At 64.7% G+C, this 25,185-nt stretch carries 22 protein-coding genes; 10 read left to right on the top strand and 12 right to left on the bottom strand.

Features of this window, described 5'->3' with window-relative positions; genetic code table 11:
- From WFP78_RS04610 to WFP78_RS04585, 6 genes are all read right to left on the bottom strand, one after another.
- Entirely contained in the window at nt 1-1,758 is a 1,758-nt protein-coding gene (locus WFP78_RS04610) for a M1 family metallopeptidase (protein ID WP_336959175.1), read from the bottom strand.
- 730 nt (nt 1,759-2,488) lie between these two features.
- Nucleotides 2,489-4,183, bottom strand: a complete 1,695-nt coding sequence (locus WFP78_RS04605) for a long-chain-fatty-acid--CoA ligase (protein WP_336959173.1) — start codon at nt 4,181-4,183, stop codon at nt 2,489-2,491.
- A gap of 355 nt (nt 4,184-4,538) precedes the next feature.
- Nucleotides 4,539-5,222, bottom strand: a complete 684-nt coding sequence (locus WFP78_RS04600) for a DUF1013 domain-containing protein (RefSeq protein ID WP_336959417.1) — start codon at nt 5,220-5,222, stop codon at nt 4,539-4,541.
- Between the two features lie 245 nt (nt 5,223-5,467).
- Complete coding sequence (locus WFP78_RS04595) at nt 5,468-6,496, bottom strand: glycosyltransferase family 4 protein (protein ID WP_336959171.1); 1,029 nt, start codon at nt 6,494-6,496, stop codon at nt 5,468-5,470.
- Nucleotides 6,497-6,515: 19 nt separating this feature from the next.
- The gene (locus WFP78_RS04590) at nt 6,516-7,394 is read right to left on the bottom strand and encodes a UDP-2,3-diacylglucosamine diphosphatase (protein WP_336959169.1); all 879 of its coding nucleotides are present in this window, start codon (nt 7,392-7,394) and stop codon (nt 6,516-6,518) included.
- A gap of 117 nt (nt 7,395-7,511) precedes the next feature.
- On the bottom strand, nt 7,512-8,492 hold the full coding sequence (locus WFP78_RS04585; protein ID WP_336959415.1) for an NAD(P)H-quinone oxidoreductase: 981 nt from the start codon (nt 8,490-8,492) through the stop codon (nt 7,512-7,514).
- Nucleotides 8,493-8,628: 136 nt separating this feature from the next.
- On the opposite strand from WFP78_RS04585, the gene WFP78_RS04580 reads away from it, so the two are divergent.
- The 7 genes from WFP78_RS04580 to msrA all read left to right on the top strand — a co-directional run bounded on the left by WFP78_RS04580 (nt 8,629) and on the right by msrA (nt 17,375).
- Entirely contained in the window at nt 8,629-8,826 is a 198-nt protein-coding gene (locus tag WFP78_RS04580; RefSeq protein WP_336959414.1) for a DUF1192 domain-containing protein, read from the top strand.
- Between the two features lie 176 nt (nt 8,827-9,002).
- Nucleotides 9,003-11,321, top strand: a complete 2,319-nt coding sequence (clpA, locus tag WFP78_RS04575) for an ATP-dependent Clp protease ATP-binding subunit ClpA (RefSeq protein ID WP_336959167.1) — start codon at nt 9,003-9,005, stop codon at nt 11,319-11,321.
- 502 nt (nt 11,322-11,823) lie between these two features.
- Nucleotides 11,824-12,798 (top strand): hypothetical protein, encoded by a 975-nt coding sequence (locus WFP78_RS04570; RefSeq protein ID WP_336959166.1) that lies wholly within the window; start codon nt 11,824-11,826, stop codon nt 12,796-12,798.
- Nucleotides 12,799-12,809: 11 nt separating this feature from the next.
- Nucleotides 12,810-13,208, top strand: a complete 399-nt coding sequence (locus WFP78_RS04565; RefSeq protein ID WP_336959164.1) for a Pepco domain-containing protein — start codon at nt 12,810-12,812, stop codon at nt 13,206-13,208.
- A 548-nt stretch (nt 13,209-13,756) separates the two neighbouring features.
- Nucleotides 13,757-14,989 (top strand): hypothetical protein, encoded by a 1,233-nt coding sequence (locus tag WFP78_RS04560; protein ID WP_336959162.1) that lies wholly within the window; start codon nt 13,757-13,759, stop codon nt 14,987-14,989.
- Between the two features lie 233 nt (nt 14,990-15,222).
- Nucleotides 15,223-15,852, top strand: a complete 630-nt coding sequence (locus WFP78_RS04555; RefSeq protein ID WP_336959160.1) for a glutathione S-transferase family protein — start codon at nt 15,223-15,225, stop codon at nt 15,850-15,852.
- A gap of 989 nt (nt 15,853-16,841) precedes the next feature.
- A complete protein-coding gene (gene msrA / locus WFP78_RS04550) occupies nt 16,842-17,375 on the top strand; it encodes a peptide-methionine (S)-S-oxide reductase MsrA (RefSeq protein WP_336959412.1) in 534 nt (177 codons plus the stop codon).
- A gap of 286 nt (nt 17,376-17,661) precedes the next feature.
- Here msrA and WFP78_RS04545 read toward each other — a convergent pair whose 3' ends face one another.
- Together WFP78_RS04545 and WFP78_RS04540 are read right to left on the bottom strand one after the other, a co-directional pair.
- Complete coding sequence (locus WFP78_RS04545) at nt 17,662-18,987, bottom strand: PQQ-dependent sugar dehydrogenase (protein WP_336959158.1); 1,326 nt, start codon at nt 18,985-18,987, stop codon at nt 17,662-17,664.
- Between the two features lie 41 nt (nt 18,988-19,028).
- Nucleotides 19,029-19,211: a hypothetical protein gene (locus WFP78_RS04540; RefSeq protein ID WP_336959156.1), complete on the bottom strand. Its 183-nt coding sequence runs from the start codon at nt 19,209-19,211 to the stop codon at nt 19,029-19,031.
- A gap of 181 nt (nt 19,212-19,392) precedes the next feature.
- On the opposite strand from WFP78_RS04540, the gene WFP78_RS04535 reads away from it, so the two are divergent.
- Nucleotides 19,393-19,602, top strand: coding sequence for a hypothetical protein (locus WFP78_RS04535; protein ID WP_336959154.1), 210 nt, complete (start codon nt 19,393-19,395; stop codon nt 19,600-19,602).
- 182 nt (nt 19,603-19,784) lie between these two features.
- On the opposite strand, the gene argC is transcribed toward WFP78_RS04535, so the two are convergent.
- The 4 genes from argC to WFP78_RS04515 form a co-directional block, all read right to left on the bottom strand.
- The gene (argC, locus tag WFP78_RS04530) at nt 19,785-20,738 is read right to left on the bottom strand and encodes an N-acetyl-gamma-glutamyl-phosphate reductase (protein WP_336959152.1); all 954 of its coding nucleotides are present in this window, start codon (nt 20,736-20,738) and stop codon (nt 19,785-19,787) included.
- Entirely contained in the window at nt 20,738-21,640 is a 903-nt protein-coding gene (locus WFP78_RS04525) for a C40 family peptidase (protein ID WP_336959150.1), read from the bottom strand. Before WFP78_RS04525 ends, argC begins: the two co-directional genes overlap by 1 nt.
- Entirely contained in the window at nt 21,600-22,004 is a 405-nt protein-coding gene (locus WFP78_RS04520; RefSeq protein WP_336959148.1) for a MarR family transcriptional regulator, read from the bottom strand. The genes WFP78_RS04525 and WFP78_RS04520 overlap by 41 nt, the downstream gene beginning before the upstream one ends.
- A 146-nt stretch (nt 22,005-22,150) precedes the next feature.
- On the bottom strand, nt 22,151-23,548 hold the full coding sequence (locus WFP78_RS04515; RefSeq protein WP_336959146.1) for a leucyl aminopeptidase family protein: 1,398 nt from the start codon (nt 23,546-23,548) through the stop codon (nt 22,151-22,153).
- A gap of 155 nt (nt 23,549-23,703) precedes the next feature.
- Between WFP78_RS04515 and WFP78_RS04510 the strand changes: the two genes are divergently transcribed.
- Nucleotides 23,704-23,901 carry a hypothetical protein gene (locus WFP78_RS04510; protein WP_336959144.1) on the top strand — a complete coding sequence of 66 codons (198 nt, stop codon included), beginning with the start codon at nt 23,704-23,706 and terminating at the stop codon, nt 23,899-23,901.
- On the top strand, nt 23,901-24,785 hold the full coding sequence (locus WFP78_RS04505; protein ID WP_336959142.1) for a DUF4163 domain-containing protein: 885 nt from the start codon (nt 23,901-23,903) through the stop codon (nt 24,783-24,785). Before WFP78_RS04510 ends, WFP78_RS04505 begins: the two co-directional genes overlap by 1 nt.
- Nucleotides 24,786-25,185: the final 400 nt, after the last annotated feature.

Below are 25,185 nucleotides of genomic sequence, written 5' to 3'. Positions count from 1 at the left end.
TCACTTGCCCGCCGGGGCTTTTTCCTTCGCCTTGGCGTCTTCCGCGGCCTTCCATGCCTGGAAGGCGTCGATCTCGTCATTCTGGCGCAGCAGCTTGCTCATCGGGTCGATGCGTGGGCGGGCGCCGGGCGGCAGGGTGAGCGTGCCGGTGCCGTCGGTCATCGGAAGGGTGATGAGGGTGCCGGCGACATCCACCTCCACCGGCATGGCGAAGGTCGATTTCGCCGCCGTTTCCCAGCGCAGGGTCAGCCGGTCGCCCTCGCGGCTTTCCACCAGCCGCGGCAGCCTGGGCTGGCGGAAATAGCTGTCGAAGAACCAGCTGTAATCCTTGCCCGTCACGTCCCGCAGGATCGCCTCATAATCCTTCGTGCTGGCGAAGCGGGGCGTGAAATTGCCCGGCTTGGGATCGGGCCGGCCATAGACGATGCGGCGGGTGGCATCGAAGAACGCCGTGTCGCCGATCAGGCCGCGCAGCGTGTGCAGCACCAGCGATCCCTTGTTATAGATGTCGTTCCCCGGCCCGATCTCCTTGTTGTAGACCTGCTCCTCCGTCATCGGCTTGCCGGAGACGACGGGGAAGCGGTTCATCAGCGCGATGCGCTGCTTCCACAGCGTCTGCATATAGGGCATCTCGCCGCCGCGCCATTGCAGGTAGAGCGGCTGCATATAGCTGCCATAACCCTCATGCAGCCACATATCGTCCCAGTTGCTGTTGGTCAGCTGGTTGCCGAACCATTCATGGCTGAATTCATGGTGGAACAGCCAGTCATAGCCCTCCGGCGCTTGTTTGTACCCATTGCCATAGGCGTTGATCGTCTGGTGCTCCATGCCCAGATGCGGGGTCTCGACCACCCCCAGCTTCTCGTCGCCAAAGGGATAGGGGCCGATCATCGCCTCGAAGAAATCGAGCGTCGGGGCGAACTGCGCGAACAGCGCCTTTGCCTGCGCTTCCTCGCCCGGCAGATACCAGTAGCGCATGGGAATGACATTGCCGAAGCGGCTCTTATAGTCTGCCTCAATCACCTTATAGGGCGCGATGTTGAGAGCGATCGCATAGCCATTGGGATGCTTCGCCCGCCAGTGCCAGGTGCGGCGGCCATCGGCCTCGGCGCTCAGCCCCATGAACACGCCGTTGGAGGGCGCGACCAGATCCTGCGGCACGGTGATGTGCAGGTCTACGGTGCCCACCTCCACCATGGGATTGTCGAAACAGGGCCAGAACAGGTCGCAGCCCTCGCCCTGCACGGCGGTGGCGATCCAGGGCTTGCCATCCTTGGTCTTCGCCCAGACGAAGCCGCCATCCCAGGGCGCGTTCACCGCGACATGGGGCGTGCCGGCATAGCGGACGGTGAGGGTGAAACCCTGTCCTTTCGCGATCTGACGGGGTAGCGCCACCCGCACCATGCCATCGGGATTGCGCCAGGCGGAGGCGGGCAGGGGCTTGCCGTCAAAGGCGATGGCGCTGATCGGCAGGTTGCGATCGAGGTCGAAGACCATGGCGCGGACGGGCGCCTTTGCGGTGAAGCTGAGCTTCGCGGTGCCGGCGATGGCATGGCGATCGGGCAGGACCTCTATCGCAAGATCGGCGGTGGTGAAATCGACCGCCTGCTGCTCGGGCGTGAGGGGCAGGCCGGTCGCTTCGGTACGCTCGGTGAGCGGAGGCTTGCCCTTTTCGGGGACGGAGGCGGCGTTCTGGGCGATTGCAGGCGCGGAGGCTGCCAGCAGGCAGGTGGCGAGGAAGGAGAGGGGTTTCGTCATATTGCGCCCTTGGTGCCTGTATCAGTGTGCCGTGACAATAAGGCGGTGATGGCGCGGGGCAAGCAGGGATCGGCGGGGCTGCGGGAGGCGCGCAAAAGGGAGAGGTTGGGAAAGACTGGCCCAGAAAAGATGCGGGACGCGGGCCGATAGTCAGGGGAAATCCAACATCATTCTTTCGTCATTCCCGCGCAGGCGGGAACCCATCTCCTGACCTGGCATCCAGCGTCTTCTGATGGGAGATGGATTCCCGCCTGCGCGGGAATGACGAAAGGGGTGGGTAGCTGAACGACCGCGTTCGGTTCCAGATACGGAGTTAGCCGCCCTTGGAATTTGACGATTGTAGGATTGCGACACGCTAGGAAATGAAACGGATCGCCAGCAAGAGACCGCTTAATGCCCCCAATATGTATCCGCCAATTGTGAACCAATATTGGAATGGATGGTCCTTGCGAGCCACCGCAGGCATCGGCCACCTCGCAGGAATAACTGCGGTCATCAGGCTGAAAACGGCAACGGTGCCGGCAAGAATTGCCAGCCCAGCCCCAAATAAGCCCACCCCATTCACTCTGGTTTCCCCGGCCTCGGCTTAAGCGTCGCCATTCTTTGAACTCTCGCCCATCGAATTTCGAAGCATTAGACGATAGATTACGTCCGCTGTTGAGATCGAGCAATCATTCCCACAACGTCGAAGAATGGTCGATAACCCCCGCTACCGCACGCCCACGCGCGTCTAAGCCGCCCCCGCCAGCGCCTTGGCTTTTTCCTCGGCCACCAGTTCCTTGCGGGAGAGCTTGCCGACCAGCGTCTTGGGCAGCGTTTCGCGCACATCCACCGCCACCACGCGTTCATGCTTGCCCAGCTGCGGATTGAGCCATGCCATCAGTTCGGGGCCATCAACGGTCGCGCCGCCCTGAAGCGTCACGAACGCCTTGGGGCTTTCGCCGCGATAATGGTCGGGGATGCCGATCACCAGCGCCTCGCGCACCGCCGGGTGGTGATAGAGTACCGCCTCGATCTGGCTGGGGAACACCTTGAAGCCGCCGACGGCGATCATGTCCTTCAGCCGGTCGACGATACGGATATAGCCGTCCGCGTCGATCTCGCCGACATCGCCGGTGCGCAGGTAATTGCCCACGAACACTTCGGCATCGGCGTCTGGCCGCTGCCAATAGCCCTTCATCACCTGCGGCCCGGAAAACACGATCTCGCCCGGCTGGCCCTCGGGCGGCGGGCGGGTCGGGTCTTCCTTGTCCACCAGGCGGACGGTGGTGCCGGGGATCGGCTGGCCGATGGTACCGGTCTTGTTCAGCAGCTCATAGGGGTTGGAGGAGACGACACCGCTGCTTTCGGTGAGGCCATAGCCTTCCACCACCTTGGCGCCCGTCGCCGCCTCGAACCGCTGCTTCACCTCCAGCGGCAACGGCGCGCCGCCTGAGATGCAGACGCGCAGCGAGGAGAGGTCCACATTGCTGATCGCCGGGTGATCCAACAGCGCCTGGAACATGGTCGGCACACCGGGCAGCGCGGTCGCATGGGTGCGCTGGATCGCGGCCAGCACCTGCACGGCGTCGAAACGCGGCAGCAGGATGATCTCGCCGCCGTTCAGCACCGTGCGGTTGAGCACGCAGGTATTGGCGAAGACATGGAAGAAGGGCAGCACGCCCATGATCCTGTCCTGCGCGGGATCGCCCCGGCGCGGGTCGATCAGCTGCACCTGCCGCGCCACCGCCGTCATGTTCTGATGCGTCAGCATCGCCCCCTTGGGCGTGCCGGTAGTGCCGCCGGTATATTGCAGCAGGGCGATGTCGTTATAGGGGTGGATGACCTGCTGCGTGCAACCGCCGTCATTGTCGATCAGCTTCGAAAAGGCGGTGATGCGCGGATCATGCGGCGGCGCGACGGACTCGGCGCGCTTGAACAGGCGATAGAGCAGCGACTTGGTGCGCGGCAGCACCCCGGCGACCGATCCGACCACCAGTTTCTCCAGGCTGCTTCCCTCCAGCACCTTGAGCGCGGTAGGCAGCAGCGCCCGGGCCGACAGGGTGAAGAGGATCTTCGTGCCGCTGTCCTCGACCTGATGCTCCAGCTCGGTCGCGGTATAGAGCGGGGAGAAATTGACGACGATGCCGCCGGCCATCAGGATGCCGTAATAGGCCGCGACATAATGGGGCACATTGGGCAGATAGAGGCCGACCCGGTCGCCCTTCTCCACCCCCATCGCCTGCAGGCCGCAAGCCACCCGCCGCGCCCCGTCCAGCACATCGGCATAGCTGAACTTGCGGCCCATGAAGTCGATTAGCGGATTGTCGGGCGCGCGCGCCGTGGTGGCGGCCAGCATGTCCGGCAGGGACAGCGGCGGGAACGTCTGCTCCCACGCGGCCGGGTGGTTGTAATGCTCTCTCCAGGGGATCGTATCGTTGTCCATTACGGACAATCTATGGGGATTGCCGGGCGCGCGCAATCAGCGCCGTTCACAAGGCATGAAACAGTGCGGCGAGGCGGCATCCGCTCACGCGCTTGACGTAGCGGCGGACACTGGAGAAATTTTTTGCAGGCCACGCGCAGGAGGCTCATCGCGGGGCTACGACTCGGCGCGACCCGCCGGGTCAGGGGCCATCGCCATGCGTCCGGGGGAGCCAAAGGGACGGTTTGCGCGCGCCGCAGCGACGGCATTGAAACGAAGTCAGGTGCCTCGTTTCAATGCCTTGCAGGCCCCTGCGGGCGGGTCGGTGGCATGGGGCCGGCCAGCATGGGGCCGGCCGGCCATCAGCCCCGGAGGATCAGATGTGACCCTTGTTGTTGCTGAACGGGTCCAGGATGGTCGCCACCTCGGAGATGATCTGCGCCTCGCTGTGCAGCGCCTCTTCGGCGCGGCGCGTGGCATCGTCACGCTCGCGACGCAGTTCCTGGATCAGGGCGGCACGGTCGCCATCCAGACGATTGTCGACCGGCGCTTCGATGCCGGCCTTCTTCGCGGCCTTGGCGACCAGCGCGTCCAGCTCCCGCTGCGAGCACAGGCCCAGCGTCACCGGGTCCTTGGGCACGATGTTGGAGATGTTCCAGTGGCTGCGCTCGCGGATCGCCTGGATCGTGGTGCGCGTGGTGCCGATGAGGTTGCCGATCGCACCGTCCGAAACTTCGGGATGGTTGCGCAAGATCCAGGCGATGCCGTCGGGCTTGTCCTGGCGCTTGGAGACCGGCGTATAGCGCGGGCCCTTGGTGCGGCGGACGGGCTCGGGGCCCTTCAGGATTTTCAGGCGATAATCGGGGTTCGCCTCGCCCTTGTGGATCTCGTCCATCGTCAGCTCATGCGCGCGGACGGGATCGCGGCCGGTATATTTGGTCGCGGCGGTATCGTCGGCGATGGCCTGCACCTCAAGGATGTGGAGGCCGCAGAATTCGGCGATCTGGTCGAAGCCAAGGGCGGTGTTGTCGACCAGCCAACTGGCGGTCGCATGGGGCATGAGCGGTTGGGACACGGGAAGCCTCTTCCTGCAAACAATAAGGGCCGCCCCTCACGGGACGGCCTTCGCACCCCGATGATGTAGTCCATCGCGGGCGCCACGGCAAGGGCAAGCTTGGACGGCCCCGGATGGCGTCAGGTTGGGGACTGGTATTTCCGACCGTCACCCCCGCCTACGCGGGGGTGACGGCGCAGGATTGGCTCAATCCAAGTCAGGACAATCGATCATTCATATCGGTTTGCAACTTATGCCGCCTCGCCGATCGCCGCCGGATCGAAGGCATGCAGCCCGCCCAGGAACTGCCGCGCGCTTTCCGCCCAGGTGAAGGTGGCGCCATAGGCCGCGCAGGCTGCCCGGTCGCGGGTCAGCGCCTGGGCGATGGCGTCCTCCAGCCGCTCGGCCAGCGCGCCGGTCTGCGCGGTGACGATGTCGATGGGGCCCGTCACCGGATAGGCGGCAACCGGGGTGCCGCAGGCCAGCGCCTCGATCATCACCAGCCCGAAGGTGTCGGTGCGGCTGGGAAAGGCGAACACGTCCGCCCCGGCATAGGCGCCGGCGAGGTCGGCGCCCGACAGGGGCCCGAGGAAGACCGCATCGGGATAGGCCCGCTCCAGCGCTGCGCGCGCCGGGCCGTCGCCCACGACGATCTTCGTGCCGGGATGGCCGGACGCCAGGAACGCCTCCAGATTCTTCTCCACCGCGACCCGGCCGACATAGAGCTGGATCGGGCGCGGCAACCCGGCATAGGCATCGGGCGCCGCGACATCGGGCGAGAAATTCGCCAGGTCCACGCCCCTGCCCCAGGGCCGCACCTGTGCGATGCCATGGGCGCGCAGCTGCTCGCGCACCGACCGGGTCGACACCAGCACCGCCTGCGCCGGCCCATGGAACCAGCGGATATAGGCCCAGAACCATGCAGCGGGCAGGCCGGTGCGCTGCGCCACATAGTCCGGGAAATGGGTGTGGTAGGCGGTCGTGAACGGCAATCTGTTGCGCAGGCACCAGCGCCGCGCGGCCAGGCACAGCGGCCCCTCCGTCGCCAGATGGATCGCATCCGGCGCGAAATCGGCGATCGCCCGGCCCACCGTCCGCGCCCGCGCCACCGCCAGCCGGATTTCGGGATAGGTCGGGCAGGGCAGCGAGCCATATTGATCGGGCGAGACGATCCGCACCACATGGCCGGCGCGCTCCAGCTCGGCGCTGACCGATCGCAGGGTCCGCACCACGCCGTTCACCTGCGGCGCCCAGGCATCGGTGACGATGGCGATGCGCATGGCCGTCTTTCCCCAGCGATCAGGCGACCAGCCGGGGCCGGGCCAGGTCCGCCTCGATCGCGTCGCGCGCCGCCATTTCCTCGGCCCAGTGCAGCACCTCCATGCGGCCGTCGAAATGCTCGACCAGCGCCGTGCATCCCTCCACCCAGTCGCCGTCATTATAATAAGCGATGCCCGCGATCTCGCGGATTTCAGCGGTGTGGATATGCCCGCACACCACCCCGTCGACGCCCCGCGTGCCGGCTTCATGCGCCACCACTTCCTCGAACTTGGAGATGAACGCGACCGCGTTCTTCACCTTGTGCTTGGCCATTTTGGAGAGCGACCAATAGGGCAGGTTCATGCGCTGGCGCACCGCGTTCACCACGATATTCAGCCGCATCATGATCGAATAGGCCGCGTCGCCGACAAAGGCGAGCCAGCGGTGCGCCAGCATGATCGTGTCGAACTCGTCGCCATGCAGCACCAGCAGCTTGCGGCCGTCGGCGGTCTCATGGATCGCCTTGCGCCGGATTTCGACGCCGCCGAAATTGAGGCCGGTGAACTGGCGGAACATCTCGTCATGATTGCCCGGGATGTAGACGACGCGGGTGCCGCGCTTCGCCCGCTTCATGATCCGCCAGACGATGTCGTTATGCGCGGCCGGCCAGTAGAAGCGCTTCTTCAGCCGCCAGCCGTCGATGATGTCGCCCACCAGATAGATGGTCTCGCTGTCCACGCTGTCCAGGAAGTCGGTGAGCATCGCCGCGTTGCAGCCGCGCGTGCCCAGATGGATGTCCGAAATCCAGATGGTACGAAAACGGCGGCGGCTGCCCGATGTGCGCTCCGGCACATGGAAAGGCAGATGATCGAAATCCTCGACGTCGGCGGCAAAAGGCAGCCGGCTGATCGCATCCATGTCCAGTCCCCCAAGGTCGATGTCCTCGGGGCACGATCCCTAGCTGCGCACTGTGACAATTTAAGTTGGAATATGACGGAAATGCTACGATTTCCGCCATTCCGGCACGATCAAGGGCTAGGAAACCACCAGCATGATCTTGCCGAAATGCGTGCCCGCATCCATCCGGGCATGGGCCTTTGCCGCCTCTGCCAGCGGGAAGCGGCTGTCCATCGCGGGGCGCAGCGTGCCCTCCGCGACGAAGGGCCACACGGTGCGGGCGATCTCTTCCGCGACCAGCCCCTTGAACGCGACCGAACGGGGCCGCAGGGTGGAGCCCGTCAGGGTCAGCCGCCGGCTCATGATCTCCGGCAGGAAGATCGTCGCCTTCGGCCCGGCCTGCGTCGCGATGGAGACGTGGCGGCCATCCTCCGCCAGGCATTTGAGGTTGCGCGGCACATAATCGCCGCCGATCATGTCCAGCACGGCGTTCACGCCCTTGCCATCGGTGATCCGCGCAACTTCCTCGACGAAATCCTGCGTGCGGTAGTTGACGGCATGCGTGGCGCCCCAGGCCAGCGCCTGCGCGCATTTATCGTCCGACCCGCAGGTGACGACGATCGTGATGCCGAACAGCCGGCACAGCGCAATCGCCATGGTGCCGATGCCGCTGGTGCCGCCATGCACCAGCACGGTGTCGCCCTCCACCACATAGGCGCGCTCGAACAGGTTGGTCCACACGGTGAAGAGCGTTTCGGGCAGCGCGGCGGCTTCCACCATGTCATAGCCGTCGGGCACCGGCAGGCACTGGACGGCGGGCGCAACGGCATATTGCGCATAGCCGCCGCCCGCGATCAACGCGCAGACGGGCGTGCCGACCAGCGCGGCATCGGCCCCTTCCCCCACCGCGACGACGGTGCCGGAAATTTCCAGCCCCGGCAGGTCGGAGGCGCCGGCGGGCGCGGGATATTTGCCCATGCGCTGCATCACGTCGGGGCGATTGACGCCGGCCGCGGCGACGCGGACCAGCACTTCGCCGACGCCCGGCTGCGGCACCGGGCGCTGCTGCGGCACCAGGACGTCCGGCCCGCCGGGCGCGCTGATGCCGATCGCCGTCATCATTGCGGGAACAGCGCCCAGCTCAACCATCCCATTACCCCCCGAGGCAAGCCCATTTCCGCACCGCAGCAATGCATGCGACGGACGGTTCGGCGCCCTTATTGACAGCGGCGAACGCAGCGTCAACACTGCACCGATGGACATGGAAGAATATCTGCCGAAGAAGGCCGATGATCCTCTGGCCCGGCTGATGGCGCAGGATCTCGATCCCTTCTCCGTGGCGGAATTGCAGGTGCGGATCGTCGCGCTTGAGGCCGAGATCGTCCGCAGCCGACAAAAGATGAACGCCGCCGTTAACCATAAGGCAAGCGCCGAGGCGTTATTCAGGAAATGAGCCCATGCCGCGCCTTTCCTCTCTCCACGCGGATCGCTCCCTACGGGCGGCCTGGCGGAGGGCGGTTTCGGGGCACCATCGCGAAGGCCGTGCATCGGCACGGCTTGATCGTGGGGCGCTCCGTTCCGACATAGGGTTCAACACAGGCCCCACCCCGGGGCAAGGAGTATGAGCTGATGCCTTCCTTCGCAGCCGCCCTAGAGACGACCCTGCACAATGCGCTGACCCACGCTTCGGAGCGGCGCCACGAATATGCCACGCTGGAGCATCTGCTGCTGGCGCTCATCGACGACGAGCATGCGTCCAAGGTGATGCAGGCCTGCGGCGTGGACCTGGGCGAACTGGGCGACGCTGTTACCCAGTATCTCGACACCGAGCTGGACAGCCTGAAGGTGGAGGGCGAAACCGATCCCTCGCCGACCAGCGGTTTCCAGCGCGTGGTGCAGCGCGCGATCCTGCATGTGCAGTCTTCCGGCAAGGATGAAGTGACCGGCGCCAACGTGCTGGTCGCGCTCTTCTCCGAGCGGGAGAGCTATGCCGTCTATTTCCTGCAGCAGCAGGACATGAGCCGCCTCGACGCGGTCAGCTATCTTTCGCATGGCGTAGGCAAGGGCACGGCAGCACCCGAGCAGCGCGAGGTCAAGGGCTCTGCCGAGGAAGAGAAGAAGCCCGTGGACAAGAACAAGAAGGATTCGGCGCTCGACCAGTTCACCGTCAACCTCAACGAGAAGGCGGAACGCGGCAAGGTGGACCCGCTGATCGGCCGCACGGCCGAGGTGGACCGCACCATCCAGATCCTGTGCCGCCGGTCGAAGAACAACCCGCTCTATGTGGGCGATCCGGGCGTCGGCAAGACCGCCATCGCCGAGGGCCTTGCCCGCAAGATCATCGAGGGCGACGTGCCAGAGGTGCTCAAGGAAGCGGTGATCTACTCGCTCGACATGGGCGCGCTGCTGGCGGGCACCCGTTATCGCGGCGATTTCGAGGAGCGGCTGAAGGCGGTCGTCACCGAGCTGGAGAAGATGCCGCATGCGGTGCTTTTCATCGATGAGATCCACACGGTGATCGGCGCCGGCGCGACCAGCGGCGGGGCGATGGACGCCTCCAACCTGCTGAAGCCCGCGCTGTCGGGCGGCACCATCCGCTGCATCGGCTCCACCACCTACAAGGAGTTCCGCAATCATTTCGAGAAGGACCGGGCGCTGCTCCGGCGCTTCCAGAAGATCGACGTGAACGAGCCCACGGTCGAGGATACGATCAAGATCCTCACCGGCCTGCGCACGGCCTTCGAGGAGCATCACCACGTCAAATACACGCCCGACGCGATCAAGGCGGCGGTGGAGCTGTCCGCGCGCTACATCAACGACCGCAAGCTGCCCGACAAGGCGATCGACGTGATCGACGAGGTCGGCGCGATGCAGATGCTGGTGGTCCCCTCCAAGCGCAAGAAGACGATCACCCCCAAGGAGATCGAACAGGTGATCGCCACCATGGCGCGTATCCCGCCCAAGACCGTGTCGTCGGACGACAAGACCGTGCTCAACACCCTGACGCAGGACCTGAAGCGCGTCGTCTTCGGCCAGGACAAGGCGATCGAGGTGCTCAGCTCCGCGATCAAGCTGTCGCGGGCGGGCCTGCGCGATCCGGATAAGCCGATCGGCAACTATCTCTTCTCCGGCCCCACGGGCGTCGGCAAGACGGAGGTGGCCCGCCAGCTCGCGCATCTGCTCGGCATTCCGCTCCAGCGTTTCGACATGTCGGAATATATGGAACGGCACTCGGTCAGCCGCCTGATCGGCGCGCCTCCGGGCTATGTCGGTTACGACCAGGGCGGCCTGCTGACCGATGCGGTCGACCAGAATCCGCACAGCGTGCTGCTGCTGGACGAGGTGGAGAAGGCGCATCCGGACCTGTTCAACATCCTGCTGCAGGTGATGGACAATGGCCGCCTGACCGATCACCACGGCAAGACGGTCGACTTCCGCAACACCATCCTCATCATGACCACCAATGCCGGTGCGTCGGACATGGAGAGGGAAGGCATCGGCTTTGGCAACATCGCCCGCGAGGATGTGCAGGAGGACGCGGTGAAGAAGCTCTTCACCCCGGAATTCCGCAACCGCCTCGACGCGATCGTGCCCTTCGGCTACCTGCCGCCCGAAGTCGTCGCCCGCGTGGTCGACAAGTTCATCCTGCAGCTGGAACTGCAGCTGGCCGACCGCGACGTCCACATCACCCTGGACGACGAGGCGAAGGCATGGCTCACCAAGCGCGGCTATGACAAGCTGTACGGCGCGCGCCCGATGGGCCGCCTGATGCAGGAAAAGATCAAGCAGCCGCTGGCCGAGGAATTGCTGTTCGGCAAGCTCGCCCATGGCGGCGAGGTGCATGTGCGCATGAAGGACGACGCCCTGGCCTTCGAAATCATCCCCGCCGCTCCCAAAAAGGGCAAGAAGGGTGCGCCGAAGAAGCCGGCGGAGAAGGCCGAGAAATAAGGCTTGGGCCGAGTGTGATTAAGGGAAAGGGCGGCCTTCGGGTCGCCCTTTTTATTGAATTGGAGCGTTTTCACGATGAGCGAAAACGCTCTCGTCCCTTGTTGTCGCATTTTCCGAGCCATTGACCGTAAACGGTCAAATTGAAAATGCTCTGGCGGAAGGCGATAGCGCATTTTCCGAATATTGGTGAGGGATGCAGTGGCCGATTGCGGAATGGCTGGTTCGAAGTGGCGAAGACTGAATAGCTCCCGTTTGCTTGAAAATCATTTCACAGGCAGCTGCCAACCATTTCAGTTATTCCGTAGTTATCGCTGGCGCATCTGCTCGTGACTATAGCAGCCGCTGTGAAAAGCTACTGTTCGCTTCATCTGAAACGGAGCTGCGCCTGCCCCTATCTGAATTTGATTGATGCGCATTTCGCGCGGCGCTTGTCGGGTGATGCTGTATCGTTGCCGCAACGAGCGTCGCGACTCATAGTTGCGACAGGATGGGGGACGATCTCATGGAATATTCAGACGCCTATCTGCGCGAATTCTTACCGCGCGAAGACCCGTCGCTCGAACAGGTGCCGGGCGACGTCATCGACGAGATCGAGCGCTGGGGTGAGTTCATCGGCGAGGATCGCCAGTTGATCGCGCGCTCGACACGCTGGACTTATGCGATCTTCTCCGAGTTGGGGCTCGGCCGCTATCGATCCGAGGGCTACTTTGATCGGTACTGGCGGGACAAGCCATGGTTCCCCCCAATCGGACCGGGACTGGACATAAAGCGCATTTCATTCGGTCTGTTCGATCGCGAGTCCGAAACGCCCGGTCTGGGCCTCATCATCGATGTTCCCCAATGGAACGGACCGACATTTGCGGTCATCGATAGGATCGGTTTTCCGCGCCTTGGCAAGGAAGATTTCCCGCTTGCGATCCGCCAGTCGGAGATCGATCTACACGTCGCTCATCCGAGCGGCGCGACCGGCGCCTGCTGGGCGCAGTGCAAGACCAGTTCGCTCTGGGGCGTGCTCACCGCCGGCCATGCCGTCGGCGGCAATCGGCCGGGCCGCGCGGTGCCGATGGCGTCGGGCAATGTTGCGAGCTTGGGCCGCTGCTACTTTCAGCCGGTCGATGCCGCCTTCGTGCTGACGCCGGCGCCTGGCCACAAACCGGCGCCGCTTCCGATGTTGAGCTTTGCATCGATGGGCATGCCGGTTACGGTCGACTGTCAGTCCGGGCCGGTGTCGCGCACGGTTGTCGAGGTCCAGAACAATTGCGGCGTGCTCAACACGCGCGAGGTCGGCGTCACCCTGTGCCTTGATCGACCCGCCACCAAAGGCGATTCCGGCGCGCTCATCCGCGCCGCCAATGGCGATGCGGTCGGCCTCTATCGGGGCGCGATGAATGTGCCGAGCGCGCCCACCGGGCAGCGCGGGCTTGCCCAGAATTTCGAGCAGGCGATCCTCGCACTCGATGTCCTTCCCTATCTGTAAGGAGCACCGTGATGACTGAGGCCGCACCCGATGAATTTGAAATCTCCATCTTCGTGCCCGAAGGCGACACCGCACCGATGCTGCCACCCGATCCGTCGGTCGAGCATCATTCGATGCGCGACTGGGTACCGGGGCTCGGACGCGTCGCCCGAGTGGGTGCGGCCGAAGTCCAGGAGCAATGGGGCAGGACCGTCGATACGCTCATGAAGTTGAGTTCGACCATTGCCGCCCGCTCCAAGGAATGGTCGATTGAGGAGATTGAGGTCGGTCTTACACTGAGCGCCAAAGGCGAACTCCTATTCATCGCCGAAGCGGGAGCTGAGGCAAGCATCAAGTTCACACTGAAACGAAAGGGCGCGCAGCCGCCCGAGCCTGCGCCCTTGGTGACGCCAGTGCCCACGGGAAGCTGACAATCATGGCGCAAATGATAGTCCCCGCGAATGCGCTCGCGTCCTATCAGCAAGCCTTCGCGGCAGGTGCGATCCCGCTGTAGTCGGGTCGGCCCGATCGCACGATCTTCATGGCGGCTTCTAACCGAGGCTGTGTAAAAACGTCTCGCCGCAAACGAAATGAACAACTTCAGAATCCGCAAAGTGGCTGTCGCGTACGGAAAGAATCCGTGGGCGATCATCCATGAATCAATATTGCGTGATCAAACTGGCCTTCGGCGTTTTTACACGGCCTCAACCAATCCCGGTCATTTGCCGCGACTGTCGTGAATGGCAGGAATGTCTCTAAGACAAGTCACCCTTACGTCATCGGCACTCGATAAACGAATGGCCGGTTCCAGGAAGCTGCTACACGCTCGCTGACGACAACAAATGGCGCGTATCAGTCCTCCCCCCATCACCCCCACATTCCCCGCGCACCGCTAAATCAAAGCTGCTATGGAAGCGGCAAAAGAAAAGGTCGCGTCCGCAAACTCGGCATCAGGGGATGAGTGACAGTGCGCAACCAGATGAAATCCGCCCTTTTCCGTAGCGCCGCCGCGCTGGCCGCCCTCGCGACGCTCGCCGCGCCCGGCGCAAGCCAGCAGCAGAGCGCGCCCATCGCCCGCTACACCATGGATGCCGGCACCATGTCCGGCTTTGCCGCCATGGGGCAGGGCGGCGGCATGGGCGGCGCGATGTCGATGATGTTCGGCGGCGGTGGCGACCGGGTGATCCATGAACTGGTGCTGCGCCTGGGCTCCAGCCAGTCCGCCACCGGCGGCGCGCCCAGGGCCGATCACTTCATGCCCACGGGCGCGAAGCTCGGCAAATCCGTGCCCCTCGTCACGCCCACCATCAGCAAGGGCGAGGAAAAGCCGGCGCCGTTCGAGCGGCCCAAGGGGCGCCTGCTGATCTATTGGGGCTGCGGCCCGACCGCGCCCAAGAACCAGCCCGTCGTCATCGACTTTGCCAAGGTCGCCGCCGGCCAGATGCCGCCCGGCCTCTACGCCACCCCCGCCAGCCTGCCCGCCGACTGGCAGGTGCGCTTTTCCAACAGCAAGACCTATGGCGACTGGCCCAATGGCAAGGATACGAAAGCCGTCTCCGCCAGCTCCTCGCTGATCGGCGACCACCGCATCGCCGGCAATTACGCGCCGGAGATCAAATTCGCCCTCGATCAGGATTTCATGGCCGCGCTCTCCGGCAAGTCCACCGCGCTCCCCAGCGGCGCGGTGCAGCTGAACTGGAACAGCCTGCCCAATGCGACCGGCTATTATACCTGGGTCTTCGCCGCCAATCCGGGGCCGGATGGCAAGGCGATGGACATGGTCTGGTGGGCATCCTCCACCACGCAGCAGTTCGGCGGGCCGATGTGGGACTGGCTCTCGCCCGCCGCCGTGCAGAAGCTGATCGGGCAGAAAGTGGTGATGCCGCCCAGCCAGACCAGCTGCATCGTGCCGGCGGAGGTGAAGAAGGCCGCGAGCCAGATGATGATGGGATCGCTCTACGCCTATGGGCCGGAAGCGAATTTCGCCTGGCCGCCGCGCCCCGCCGATCCCAAGATCGTCTGGAAGCCCGAATGGATCGCCCGCGTGCGCTATCGCTCCAACACCATGTGGATGCTGAACGGGCCGGATATGGGCGCGATGATGCGCGGCGAGGAACAGAGCGGCGGCAAGGGCGATGCCCCGCCGCCCAAGAAGAAGTGCAAAGGCGGCTTTGGCGGCATCCTCGCGGGCGCGGCGGGCATCGGCTGCTGAACCGGGTTCCACCCCACCCGCCTCGTCATGCTGAACTTGTTTCAGCATCCATTTCTCCCCATCCGCAGTTGTTTGAGGAGGCAGGATAGATGTTGGAACAGGTTCGGCATGACGGGCTGGAAGACGGGCGGCTGGAAGACGGGCGCTTCACCATAAAGCAAGATGCGGGACTCGCCTGACATCCACAAATGTTCTACATATGTTCCAAATGATTCGCATGAGGGAGGAAGCCAATGAGCAGCACCGTGACCCTGTACACCAACCCCATGTCGCGCGGGCAGATCGCCCGCTGGGCGCTGGAGGAGGTCGGCGTCCCCTATGAAGCGGTGATCCTGGATTATGCCTCCACCATGAAGGGCGCGGACTATCTGGCGATCAACCCGATGGGCAAGGTGCCGGCCATCGTCCATGACGGCAGGGTGGTGACGGAATGCGCCGCCATCTGCGCCTATCTCGCTGCCGCCTTCCCCGACGCCGGCCTTGCCCCGCGCCGGGAGGAACTGGCCGACTATTATCGCTGGCTGTTCTTCGCCGCCGGCCCGGTGGAAGCGGCCGTCACCAACAACGCGCTGGGCGTGAAGACCGACGAGAAGACATCGCGCATGGCCGGTTACGGCAGTCTTGAGGCGGTAATCGACACACTGGAAGGCGCTGTGTCAAAGGGCGACTATATCTGCGGCGCCCGCTTCACCGCCGCCGATGTCTATGTGGGCGCGCAGGTGGACTGGGGCCTCAGCTTCGGCACCATCCCCACCCGCCCCGCCTTTGAAGCCTACGCCGCCCGCCTGCGCGAACGCCCGGCCTACAAGCGGCAGAAGGACATCGACAACGCCCTGATCGCGGAAATGCAGAAGGCGGGGTGAGGTGGCGGAGGCGATGACGAAACCGGATGAACGCAAGCGCGGTTTGACGGCGTCTGCGATTTGGGGTTTCGTTTTCGCTCTGGGCGTCTGCACCGTTGCGGCTGCATATCTCGCGCTGGAGGCGGCGATGTAGTTTCGTTGGTCGGAAGAAGAAAAGCAGCCGGGTGGGTTGCGACCATTTGTAGACATTCGCCTTTTAGGCAAATAGCTTTCAAGCCTGCCATCAAGGCTTCTCGACAAACGGATCGCTATGAAGAAGTTCACCGTTGTTGCAATTCTGGGCATCATCGCTTGTTTGTCGGCTCCCGCATTTGCGTGTTTGCCACCCCCACCAAGAATGCCAGAACCTCCTCCCCCGTCAACCGCCGAGCAAGCCCAAGGCATATATGGTTGGGCCACTGAAATTCTTTACGGGGAGATTGTGAGCACAAATGGGCGGCCGCGCTTTAAGGTGCTTCACACATATAAGGGCCACCCTAGGCCGGGAACAATCATTAGGGTCGACATAAGCCATGGCTTTCCTCCTCCGGTTTGTCCTGGAATGTTTCCTCCCTTTCCACGGTTTAAAGGAGAAAAAGGTGTAATCGCATACGGGGATACACCCGAGCTGAAGTTTTTGAGCGGTGAATTACTTCAAGCCCTGTTTGGTCAGGGGCTCATCAAACGGTAAAAACATCATGGCAGCTTTTCCCTAATAGCCGCCATTCCGCCACCCACCCTTTACCGTCATGCCGGACTTGATCCGGCATCCATTGGCTCGACGGGCAGCGTTTGCGCTCATGGATTCCGATCAGGTCCGGGATGACGAAATTGGGGGGAGGGGATAAAACTGGGCCTTCTGCTTTCCACCCTTCGAGATAGTCTCGTTCTGCACGATGTGAGCGCGGCTGCGGGCACCTTGGTCGCGGTATCTCTCCCACGTCGAAGCCGACTGGAACGCCGCGCATCGCCGCACTATCTATGCGCCAACCCTTTTGGAAGGACATATGATGGCGCAAGAGATCGCGACCCTGGCCGGCGGCTGCTTCTGGTGTACGGAGGCTGTCTATCAGCGGCTCAAGGGCGTGGCATCGGTGGAGAGCGGCTATATCGGCGGCGCGAAGCCCAACCCGACCTATGAGGAGGTCTGCACCGGGGGCACCGGCCATGCCGAGGCGATCCGGATCGGCTTCGACCCGGAGGTCATCAGCTATGGCGACCTGCTGGACATCTTCTTCGCGACGCATGATCCGACGACCTTGAACCGGCAGGGCAATGATGTCGGCACCCAATATCGCTCCGCCATCTTCCCCCATTCGCCCGCGCAGGAAGCCGAGGCGAAGGTCGCGATCGCGCGCGCGCAGGCGGATCAGGCAAGCCCGATCGTCACCGCGATCGAGCCGATGGCGCCCTGGTATCCGGCCGAGGATTATCACCAGAAATATTGGGAGCGGGTGGGGGACAGGAACCCCTATTGCATGGCGGTGATCCCGCCCAAGCTCAGCAAGCTGCAGAAGAAATTCGGGGAACGGGTAGGCGCCTGAACGGGGCATATCCACCCGCCTGCCATCCTCGCGACGTGCTTCTGCGCAGGCAGTCGAGATGAGTCACGTGCCTCATCTCGACCAGGGCATCGGGCATGGCAGGTGATCCGGGAGATACCTGGGTTCCCGCCGTCGCGGGAACTTGGAGGTTCCCAATGCCGTTCGTCCTGAGCGTGTCGGAGGACCGTTCTTCTCTTCAGTGAAGAAGAACAAGGGTTGGCTAACGCCGCCCTTCGGGTCGACAGGCTCAGCCCGAACGGTTTGGGGTGTATCGTTCCGACAGCCCCTATTTCGCACTGACCCGCCAGATCACGCCGCCCACATCGTCGCTGACGAGCAGCGCGCCGGTCTTGTCCGCGGTCACGTCCACGGGGCGGCCGCGGGCCTGGCCTTCGGCGTCGAGGAAGCCGGTCAGCACGTCCATCGGCTTGCCCTGTGGCTGGTCGTTGCCGTTGAAGCCGACATAGACGACCTTGTATCCGGCGGCGGGCTTGCGGTTCCAGCTGCCGTGCAGGCCGACAAAGGCGCCATCGTTGAATTTGGGGCCAAGCTTCAGGCCGGTGGCGAAGGTGAGGCCCAGCGGGGCGACATGGTTGCCCAGCGCATAGTCCGGCCGCTTGGTATATTCGCGGACCTCGGGGTTCTCGGGCTGCACCCGGCGATCCTCATAGCCGCCCCAGTAATTCCACGGCCAGCCATAGAAGCCGCCGAATTCCACACGCGTCAGATAATCGGGCACCAGGTCGGAGCCCAGCATGTCGCGCTCGTTCACCACCGTCCACAGCGTCTGCGTGCGCGGTTCCCAGGCGAGGCCGACGGGATTGCGCAGGCCGGCGGCGAAGATGCGCCAGTCCTTCGTCTTGAGGTTCAGCTCCAGCACATTGGCGCGGTTCGCTTCCGCGTCCATCCCGCCTTCCGCGATATTGCTGTTCGATCCGACGCCGATGTAGAGGAACTGGCCGTCGGGGCTGGCCACCAGGCTCTTGGTCCAGTGCATATTGGGCGCGGCGGCGGGCAGGTTCATGACCTTGCGGCCCTTGTCCGCGATCCGGGTATCGCCCTCCTTGTAGGGGAAGGCCATCAGCGCATCGGTATTGGCGACGTACAGCGTGTCACCCACCAGCGCCATGCCATAGGGCGAATTGAGCCCGGTGAGGAACGCCGTCTTCACTTCCGCCTTGCCGTCGCCATCGGCGTCGCGCAGCAAGGTGATGCGGTTGGCCGAGGGCACGCCGGCGCCGGCGCGGCCCATCAGCCAGCCCATGATCCGATCCTTGATCCCGCCGGCCGGACGGGGCGGACTGTTGGTTTCCGCCACCAGCACGTCGCCATTGGGCAGGCGCAGCATGGAGCGGGGATGGGCCAGCCCCTCGGCGAAGCGGGCGACCTGCGTCCCGGCGGCGGGGGTTGGCGCCTCGCCGGCCTTCCAGCCGACGGCTTTGGCGACATTGATGGTCGGGAAGATTTCCCGCCGGGCGAGGGTGATGTTGGGCTCGCGTCCGACCGTCTGATCCTCCGGCAGCCGGGCGGTGTCGCCCCGTCCGAAATAGAAGACGCCGCCGCCGATGAGGACCAGCGCGATGAAGCCGAAGAGGGCGAGGGTTCTTTTCATGGGCCCTAGTTATGCCGGTGCGGGCCGGGCCGCAAGACACCTCAGCGGCTGCGCCACCACATCAATAAGGCAATCGCCACGCCCAGGCCGAGGCCCGCAAGAAAGCCGATGCTCGGCTGGCCCATCAGCCCGCCGGCGATCACGCCGAACATGACCAGGAAGGCGATGATGGCGCCGGCGCCCTTTGGCGATTTTGGGGCCGAGGATCTGGGGGGAGTCGTCATGGCCGCGACCCTTGCCATGCTTCATCGCGGGACGCCAGCCGTCCCGCGATGACACGATTGTCCCGATTTGGCATTTGCCTAACGCCCCGTTGACCAGTGGAAGGGGCGGGCGGCCATCGGCGCGGCGAAATGGCACGAAGGTTGAACCCGTGTGGGCATGACAATGACGCAGGGGATGCCAATGCAGCTGCCGTTTCTCTCAAGCCGGAAGAGCTATGAAGATGCGGCGGAGCTGATCGCGATGTTCGGCGACAATGCCGGCTATGAAGCCGCCGCCCGCGCCGACCGCAGCCGCGACATCGGCAACCATATCCACTTCTGTCACTGGCGCCAGATCGAGCGCCTGATCGTGCTGCTCTCCATCGACGAGGCGCTGGGCACGGTGCATTGAGGGGTGGCAGGTTGAGGCGGTGGATGGTTTGTTCGCGGTGAAAATCATTCTTCCGTCATTCCCGCCTGCGCGGGAATGACGAATCTGGGGCCACATCCTTCCCCGTCATGCTGAAACATGTTCAGCATGACAAAAGAAACGGCCGATCCAGGTCGTTTTTGCCGATTCCTGATGGTCTACCCTTAAAGCCGCAATCCCGCCGTCTCGCTGAGCCCTGCCATGATGTTGAGGTTCTGCACTGCCGCGCCCGCCGCGCCCTTGCCCAGATTGTCGAGCGCGGCGACCAGGCGGGCCTGACCCGTGGCGTCGTTGCCGAAGACGAACAGTGCCAGCCTGTCGGTCGCGCCGACCTGCTCGATGCCGATGCCGCCCATGGCGCCGCTCCGGTCGAGCGAGGCGACGCTGACGGAGGCGGAGCCGGCATAGGCGCCTGCAAGCGCGGCGTGGACCTGGGCGAGGCTGGGCGTCGTCGCCATGGCGCGCAGCTGCAGCGGCACTTCCACCAGCATGCCGCGATAGGTGTGGGCGACGGCGGGGGCGAACAGCGGCGGATGCGCGGTGCCCCCATGATGCTGCATCTCCGGCACATGCTTGTGCGCAAGGCCCATGGCATAGGCGCGGAAGGCGGTGTCGGTCGCGTCGGGCGCCTGCGGGTCTTCGAAGGCCGCGATCATCGCTTTGCCGCCGCCCGAATAGCCCGACACCGCGTTGACCGTCAGCGGCCAGTCGGCGGGAATGAGCCCCGCGCGCAGCAGCGGCCGCACCAGCGCCAGATAGCCGGTGGGATAGCAGCCCGGATTGGCGACGAAGCGCGCGGCGGCGATGCGGTCGCGCTGGTCCGGCTCCATTTCGGAGAAACCATATGTCCAGCCGTCGGCCACGCGATGCGCAGTGGAGGCGTCGATCACCTTCGTGCGGCCATTGTCGATCAGCGACACCGCTTCGCGCGCGGCATCGTCGGGCAGGCAGAGGATGACGATGTCCGCATCGTTCAGCGCCTGCCGTCGCGCGCCCGCATCCTTGCGCCGGTCGTCGGCGAGGGTGATGAGCGCGATCTCGCTGCGCCCGGCCAGCCGTTCGCGAATCTCAAGGCCGGTCGTGCCCACCGCGCCATCAATGAAAACCTGCACCGTCATCAACCGATCCTCCGCCGCGCCAAAATGGGCTGTTCATGCGCGGGTTCAAGGCGCGCCACGACATCGGCGAGCGGTTCGACCACCGTTGCCATCCAATGGGCATTGGCGTGCAGCAGCGTGTCGCCGTCCGCCATCATGCCGACATGGCCGGGGAAGAAGACCAGATCGCCCCGCCGCAGCGGCGCGTCGTCGGGCAGGGGCGCGCCGATGCCCTCCCGCTGCAGGTCTGTGTCGCGTGGCGCGGCAATGCCGCAGGCGGCGAGCGCCACCTGCACCAGGCCCGAACAGTCGACGCCGCCATGGCCGCGCCCGCCCCAGACATAGGGCTGGCCCAGATAGCGCATTGCGACTGCCACCCAATCGCTTTCCAGCGCGGCGATGGGCGCCAGATGCCGCAGATGGACAAAACCCTCCGCGCAGGTGACGAAGGCGCCGTCCTGCGCGCCCGCGCACAGTGCGCCCATCGGCCAGAAATCGACGATCGGCGACTTGATGTCGGCGGCGGAAAACACCGGCGCGCTGGCCTTCACCCGCCATTGCGGCAGTTCGCGCCGGTCCAGCGCCTCGCGCCGGACATAGCCGACATAGCCGTCATGCCCGCAAAAGCCCCAGACCCAGTCGGTGGTGATGTCCAGCGCGTGGAAACTCTCGCCATGCAGGATCTGCGAGGTCGCGATAGCGCTGACCGATGGCGTGGCGCGCAGCATGGCGCTGTCCGCCACGCAGTTCATCTCCACCGCCCTGGCATAATGGGCGGAAAACAGCAGGCCAGCCAGCGACACATCGGCCAGATCGCCGCGCACGGCATGGATTCGGTTGTCCAGTCGAACGGATGGGCCGGTCAGGCGGAACCGGGTGCGGTCAGGCTGCGTGCTCCGCAGCGGTGTGTGCTTGCCTTCCATCGCCTGTTCCTGCGATGAAATGGTTGAATCCGTCAAGAAATTGGGCCCCTTTAGCCGTCTGCGTGACGAAAATATTCCGGCGGTCCGCCGCGTCGCGCTCGCGGCGCAGATAGCCGAGCGCGGACAGCTTGTTAAGAGCGCGCGTGATGACGGGTTTGGAGACGTTCAACTGCTCTGCCAGGCCGCGCACCGTATGGGGGGCGGGAAGGATGTAGATGGTCATCATCAGGGCCATCTGACGGTTGGTGAGATCGGGTTCGCCCGAGCGTACATAATCGACGAGCGTGCGCCGCCAGTGATCGAGCGATCGTGGCGCAGCATTGTCGCTGGAAGGCGCATTCTGGGTGGGCGGAACACCGTTCATGCTTCGTCAAACGCGCAACATCCGCATCGGTTGCGTAACGGCCCGACATGCCTGATTTTTTTGATATTCCGGGGCCGCCGGTCGATGCAGGTGCGCGCGGTCCCGTCTCAAGCCCCGCCTTCAGCCCTCGTCTTAAGCCCCCGCCTTCAGTCTCCGCCGCGATATCGCTGGACGAGCATGGCGAAGGCCGCGCGCAGGCCCAGCGCCTCGCCGCCCTTGGGGCGTCCGGGCTTGGCCGCCGGGCGCCAGGCGAAGGTATCGAAATGCGCCCAGGTGGTGCCTTCGGCCACGAACTTGCGCAGGAACAGCGCGGCGGTGATCGACCCGGCAAAGCCGCCATCGGGGGCGTTGTTCACATCCGCCACGTCGGACTTGAGCATTTCGACATAGCCGTCCCACAGCGGCAGGCGCCAGACGGGGTCGTCCACATCCCTGCCGGCGCCGGCCAGCGCGTCGGCCAGCGCATCGTCATTGGCGAACAATGCGGGCAGGTCCGGCCCCAGCGCCACGCGGGCCGCGCCCGTCAGCGTGGCGAAATCCAGGATCAGTTCGGGCGATCCCTCGCTCGCCTTGGTCAGCGCGTCGCCCAGCACCAGCCGGCCTTCCGCGTCGGTATTGCCGATCTCCACCGACAGGCCGGCGCGGCTCGACAGGATGTCGCCGGGGCGGAAGGCATTGCCGCCGACGGCATTTTCTACCGCCGGGATCAGCAGGTGCAACTGCACCGGCAGGTGCGCGGCCATGATGAGCTGCGCCAGCGCCAGCGCATGGGCCGCGCCGCCCATGTCCTTCTTCATCAGCCGCATGGCGGAGGATGGCTTGATATCCAGCCCGCCGCTGTCGAAGCACACGCCCTTGCCGACGATGGCGATGCGGGGATAGCCGGCGTTGCCCCATTCCAGCTCGATCAGCCGTGGTGTGAAGCTGCGGTCGGCGGCGCGGCCGACGGCGTGGATCATCGGATAGCCCGTCGCCAGGGCGTCGCCGCGCGTGACGGTGAACTTCGCGCGATGCGCCCTGGCGATGGCGTGCGCCTGCTCCTCGATCTGCGGCGGCCCCATGTCGCAGGCGGGCACGTTCACCATGTCGCGGACCAGCGCGACCGCCTCGGCGACCTGCACGGTGGGGGCGATGCGCGCGACATCGCTGGTCAGCAGCACGCGCGGCCCCTCCACCTTGTCCGCCTTGCGATAGCGGTCGAAGCGATATTGCGCCGTCAGCCAGCCGAGCATGGCGGGGCCGGGCGCGCCCTCTTCCAGGCGATAGCTGCCCTGCGGCAGTGCTTCGGCGAGGCGCGCAAGGCACCAGCTGGAGAGTGCGGTGCGATTGGCGACGCCGGCGACCACGGACCAGTCATCGGCCTTCTCACCGGGCAGCACGGCATATTCATAACCCTTGCCGGCGAATTTCTGCGCGGTAACGGCGGCGCGATGCCGGTCCGGCTGGCGCCCCAGCCAGTCGGCGAAACTGGCTTCGTCCACCAGGGCGATGGCATGGGCGGGCTGGCCGCTATCGGCTTTCAGCAGGTCGGGATAGATGCTCATCGGGTCATCTAGGGGAAAGCCTTGCCTCAGGGAAAGCCGGTATTTGTCGTCACCTGTTGCCGTTCTGCCGCCTATGCCCTTTGCATGGCCGCCGATGAGGCATAGACTGGCGGGCAGAGCCTAGCCATGGGCCGGAAAAACCAAGGAGAATCAGGATGTCCATCCGTCAGAACCCCGCCCAGCGCGCGCTGCATGAACGCGCCTGTCAACTGGCCGACAGCGGCCGTTTTACGAATGTCCGCGCTGTCGAGCAGGCGCTGATCGGCGAAGGCTGGGCCGATGCCGGCCGGCAGATGCAGGGCGATTATCTGCGCAAGGCCGTCGGCGAGCGTTGCCGGGCTGCGGCGCATTGATGATGCGGCGGGCCGGCGGCGGCAACGGATCGGGCCCGGTCATGCTGGGCAGGATCATGTTGGGCGGGGTCGGCCTGGCGCTGGTCCTGCTTGGCGGATGTTCGTCGCAGGCGGATGAGGGGGGCAAGGCGGAAGCGGGCGGCGTGGAAGCTGGCGGCAATACCATTGCCTCCGTCCCGCCGGGGCAGCCCCCGGCGCCTCCGCCCGCCAAGCCGTTCAAGGTCGAGGAAAAGACCGGCCTGCTGGAATTTTCCTATGCTTGGCCATCGGAGGCCGCCGCCGTGCCCGCGATCGCGGCCAGGCTGCGCGGGGAGATGGACCGATCGAAAGGCGATGCGCTGAAGCTCGCGGGTGAGGACAGGAAGAGCGCGCAGGCCAACGGCTTCCCCTTCCACGCGCACAGCCTGCAGACCGCATGGGAAAGCCACGCCGCGACACCGCGCCTGCTGAGCCTGCTGGGCCAGTCCTATGTCTATACCGGCGGCGCGCATGGCATGACGGGCTATACGCCGCTGCTGTGGGACAGGAAGACCGGGCAGGAGGTTGCCCTTGCGACGATGCTGACATCGCCGGGCGCGCTGAAGCAGGCGAGCGGCAAGCGTTTCTGCGCTGCGCTGGACGCGGCCCGCGCGGAAAAGCGCGGCGCCCCGGTCGTGCGCAGCGGCCAGGACGATTTCACCGCCTGCCCCGACATGATGCGGCAGGCGATCGTGCCGGAATCGAAGAACGGCAAGAGCATCGATTCCCTGACCATCGTCATCGGCCCCTATGAGGCCGGCCCCTATTCCGAGGGCAGCTATGATATCCCGCTGCCCGTCGACGCGGCGATGCTGCGGGCGATCAAGTCCGACTATCGCGAGGCATTTGGCGCGGCGAAGGATTAGGACGGATCGACATTCAGAAAGGGGCGGGCTGGTTATCGCCAGGAACATCGTCATCCTGAACGTGTTTCAGGATCTATCGTGCCTCCTGAAGCCATCACGCGTGTGGAGGAATGTGCTGCCGAGTCACGTGCCTCGACTCCACTGAAACATGTTCAGCATGACGAATTGGAATAAACATAGTTCAATCATTCAAGAGAGTTGAATGACGATTCGTCCTGTAGTGCTTTCGCGCCGGATGAAATCCTCCGGCGATTCGGACATCACGGGAAACGGAATCTCCAGCCTCATGCCTGTTCAACCGGAACCGGCAGGAGTCCCGGGCGGATCGACATTCGGCCCATGTGCGCCGATACGCGGCATGCCTTTCGCCGCCGCCCGAACGGATCATGACGGGGCTGCG

Origin of the sequence: Sphingobium aquiterrae (genome assembly GCF_037154135.1) — a bacterium.
Lineage (GTDB): Bacteria > Pseudomonadota > Alphaproteobacteria > Sphingomonadales > Sphingomonadaceae > Sphingobium > Sphingobium aquiterrae.
The sequence above is the reverse complement of the archived record's forward strand: the minus strand, read 5'-3'. Positions and strand labels throughout refer to the sequence as shown.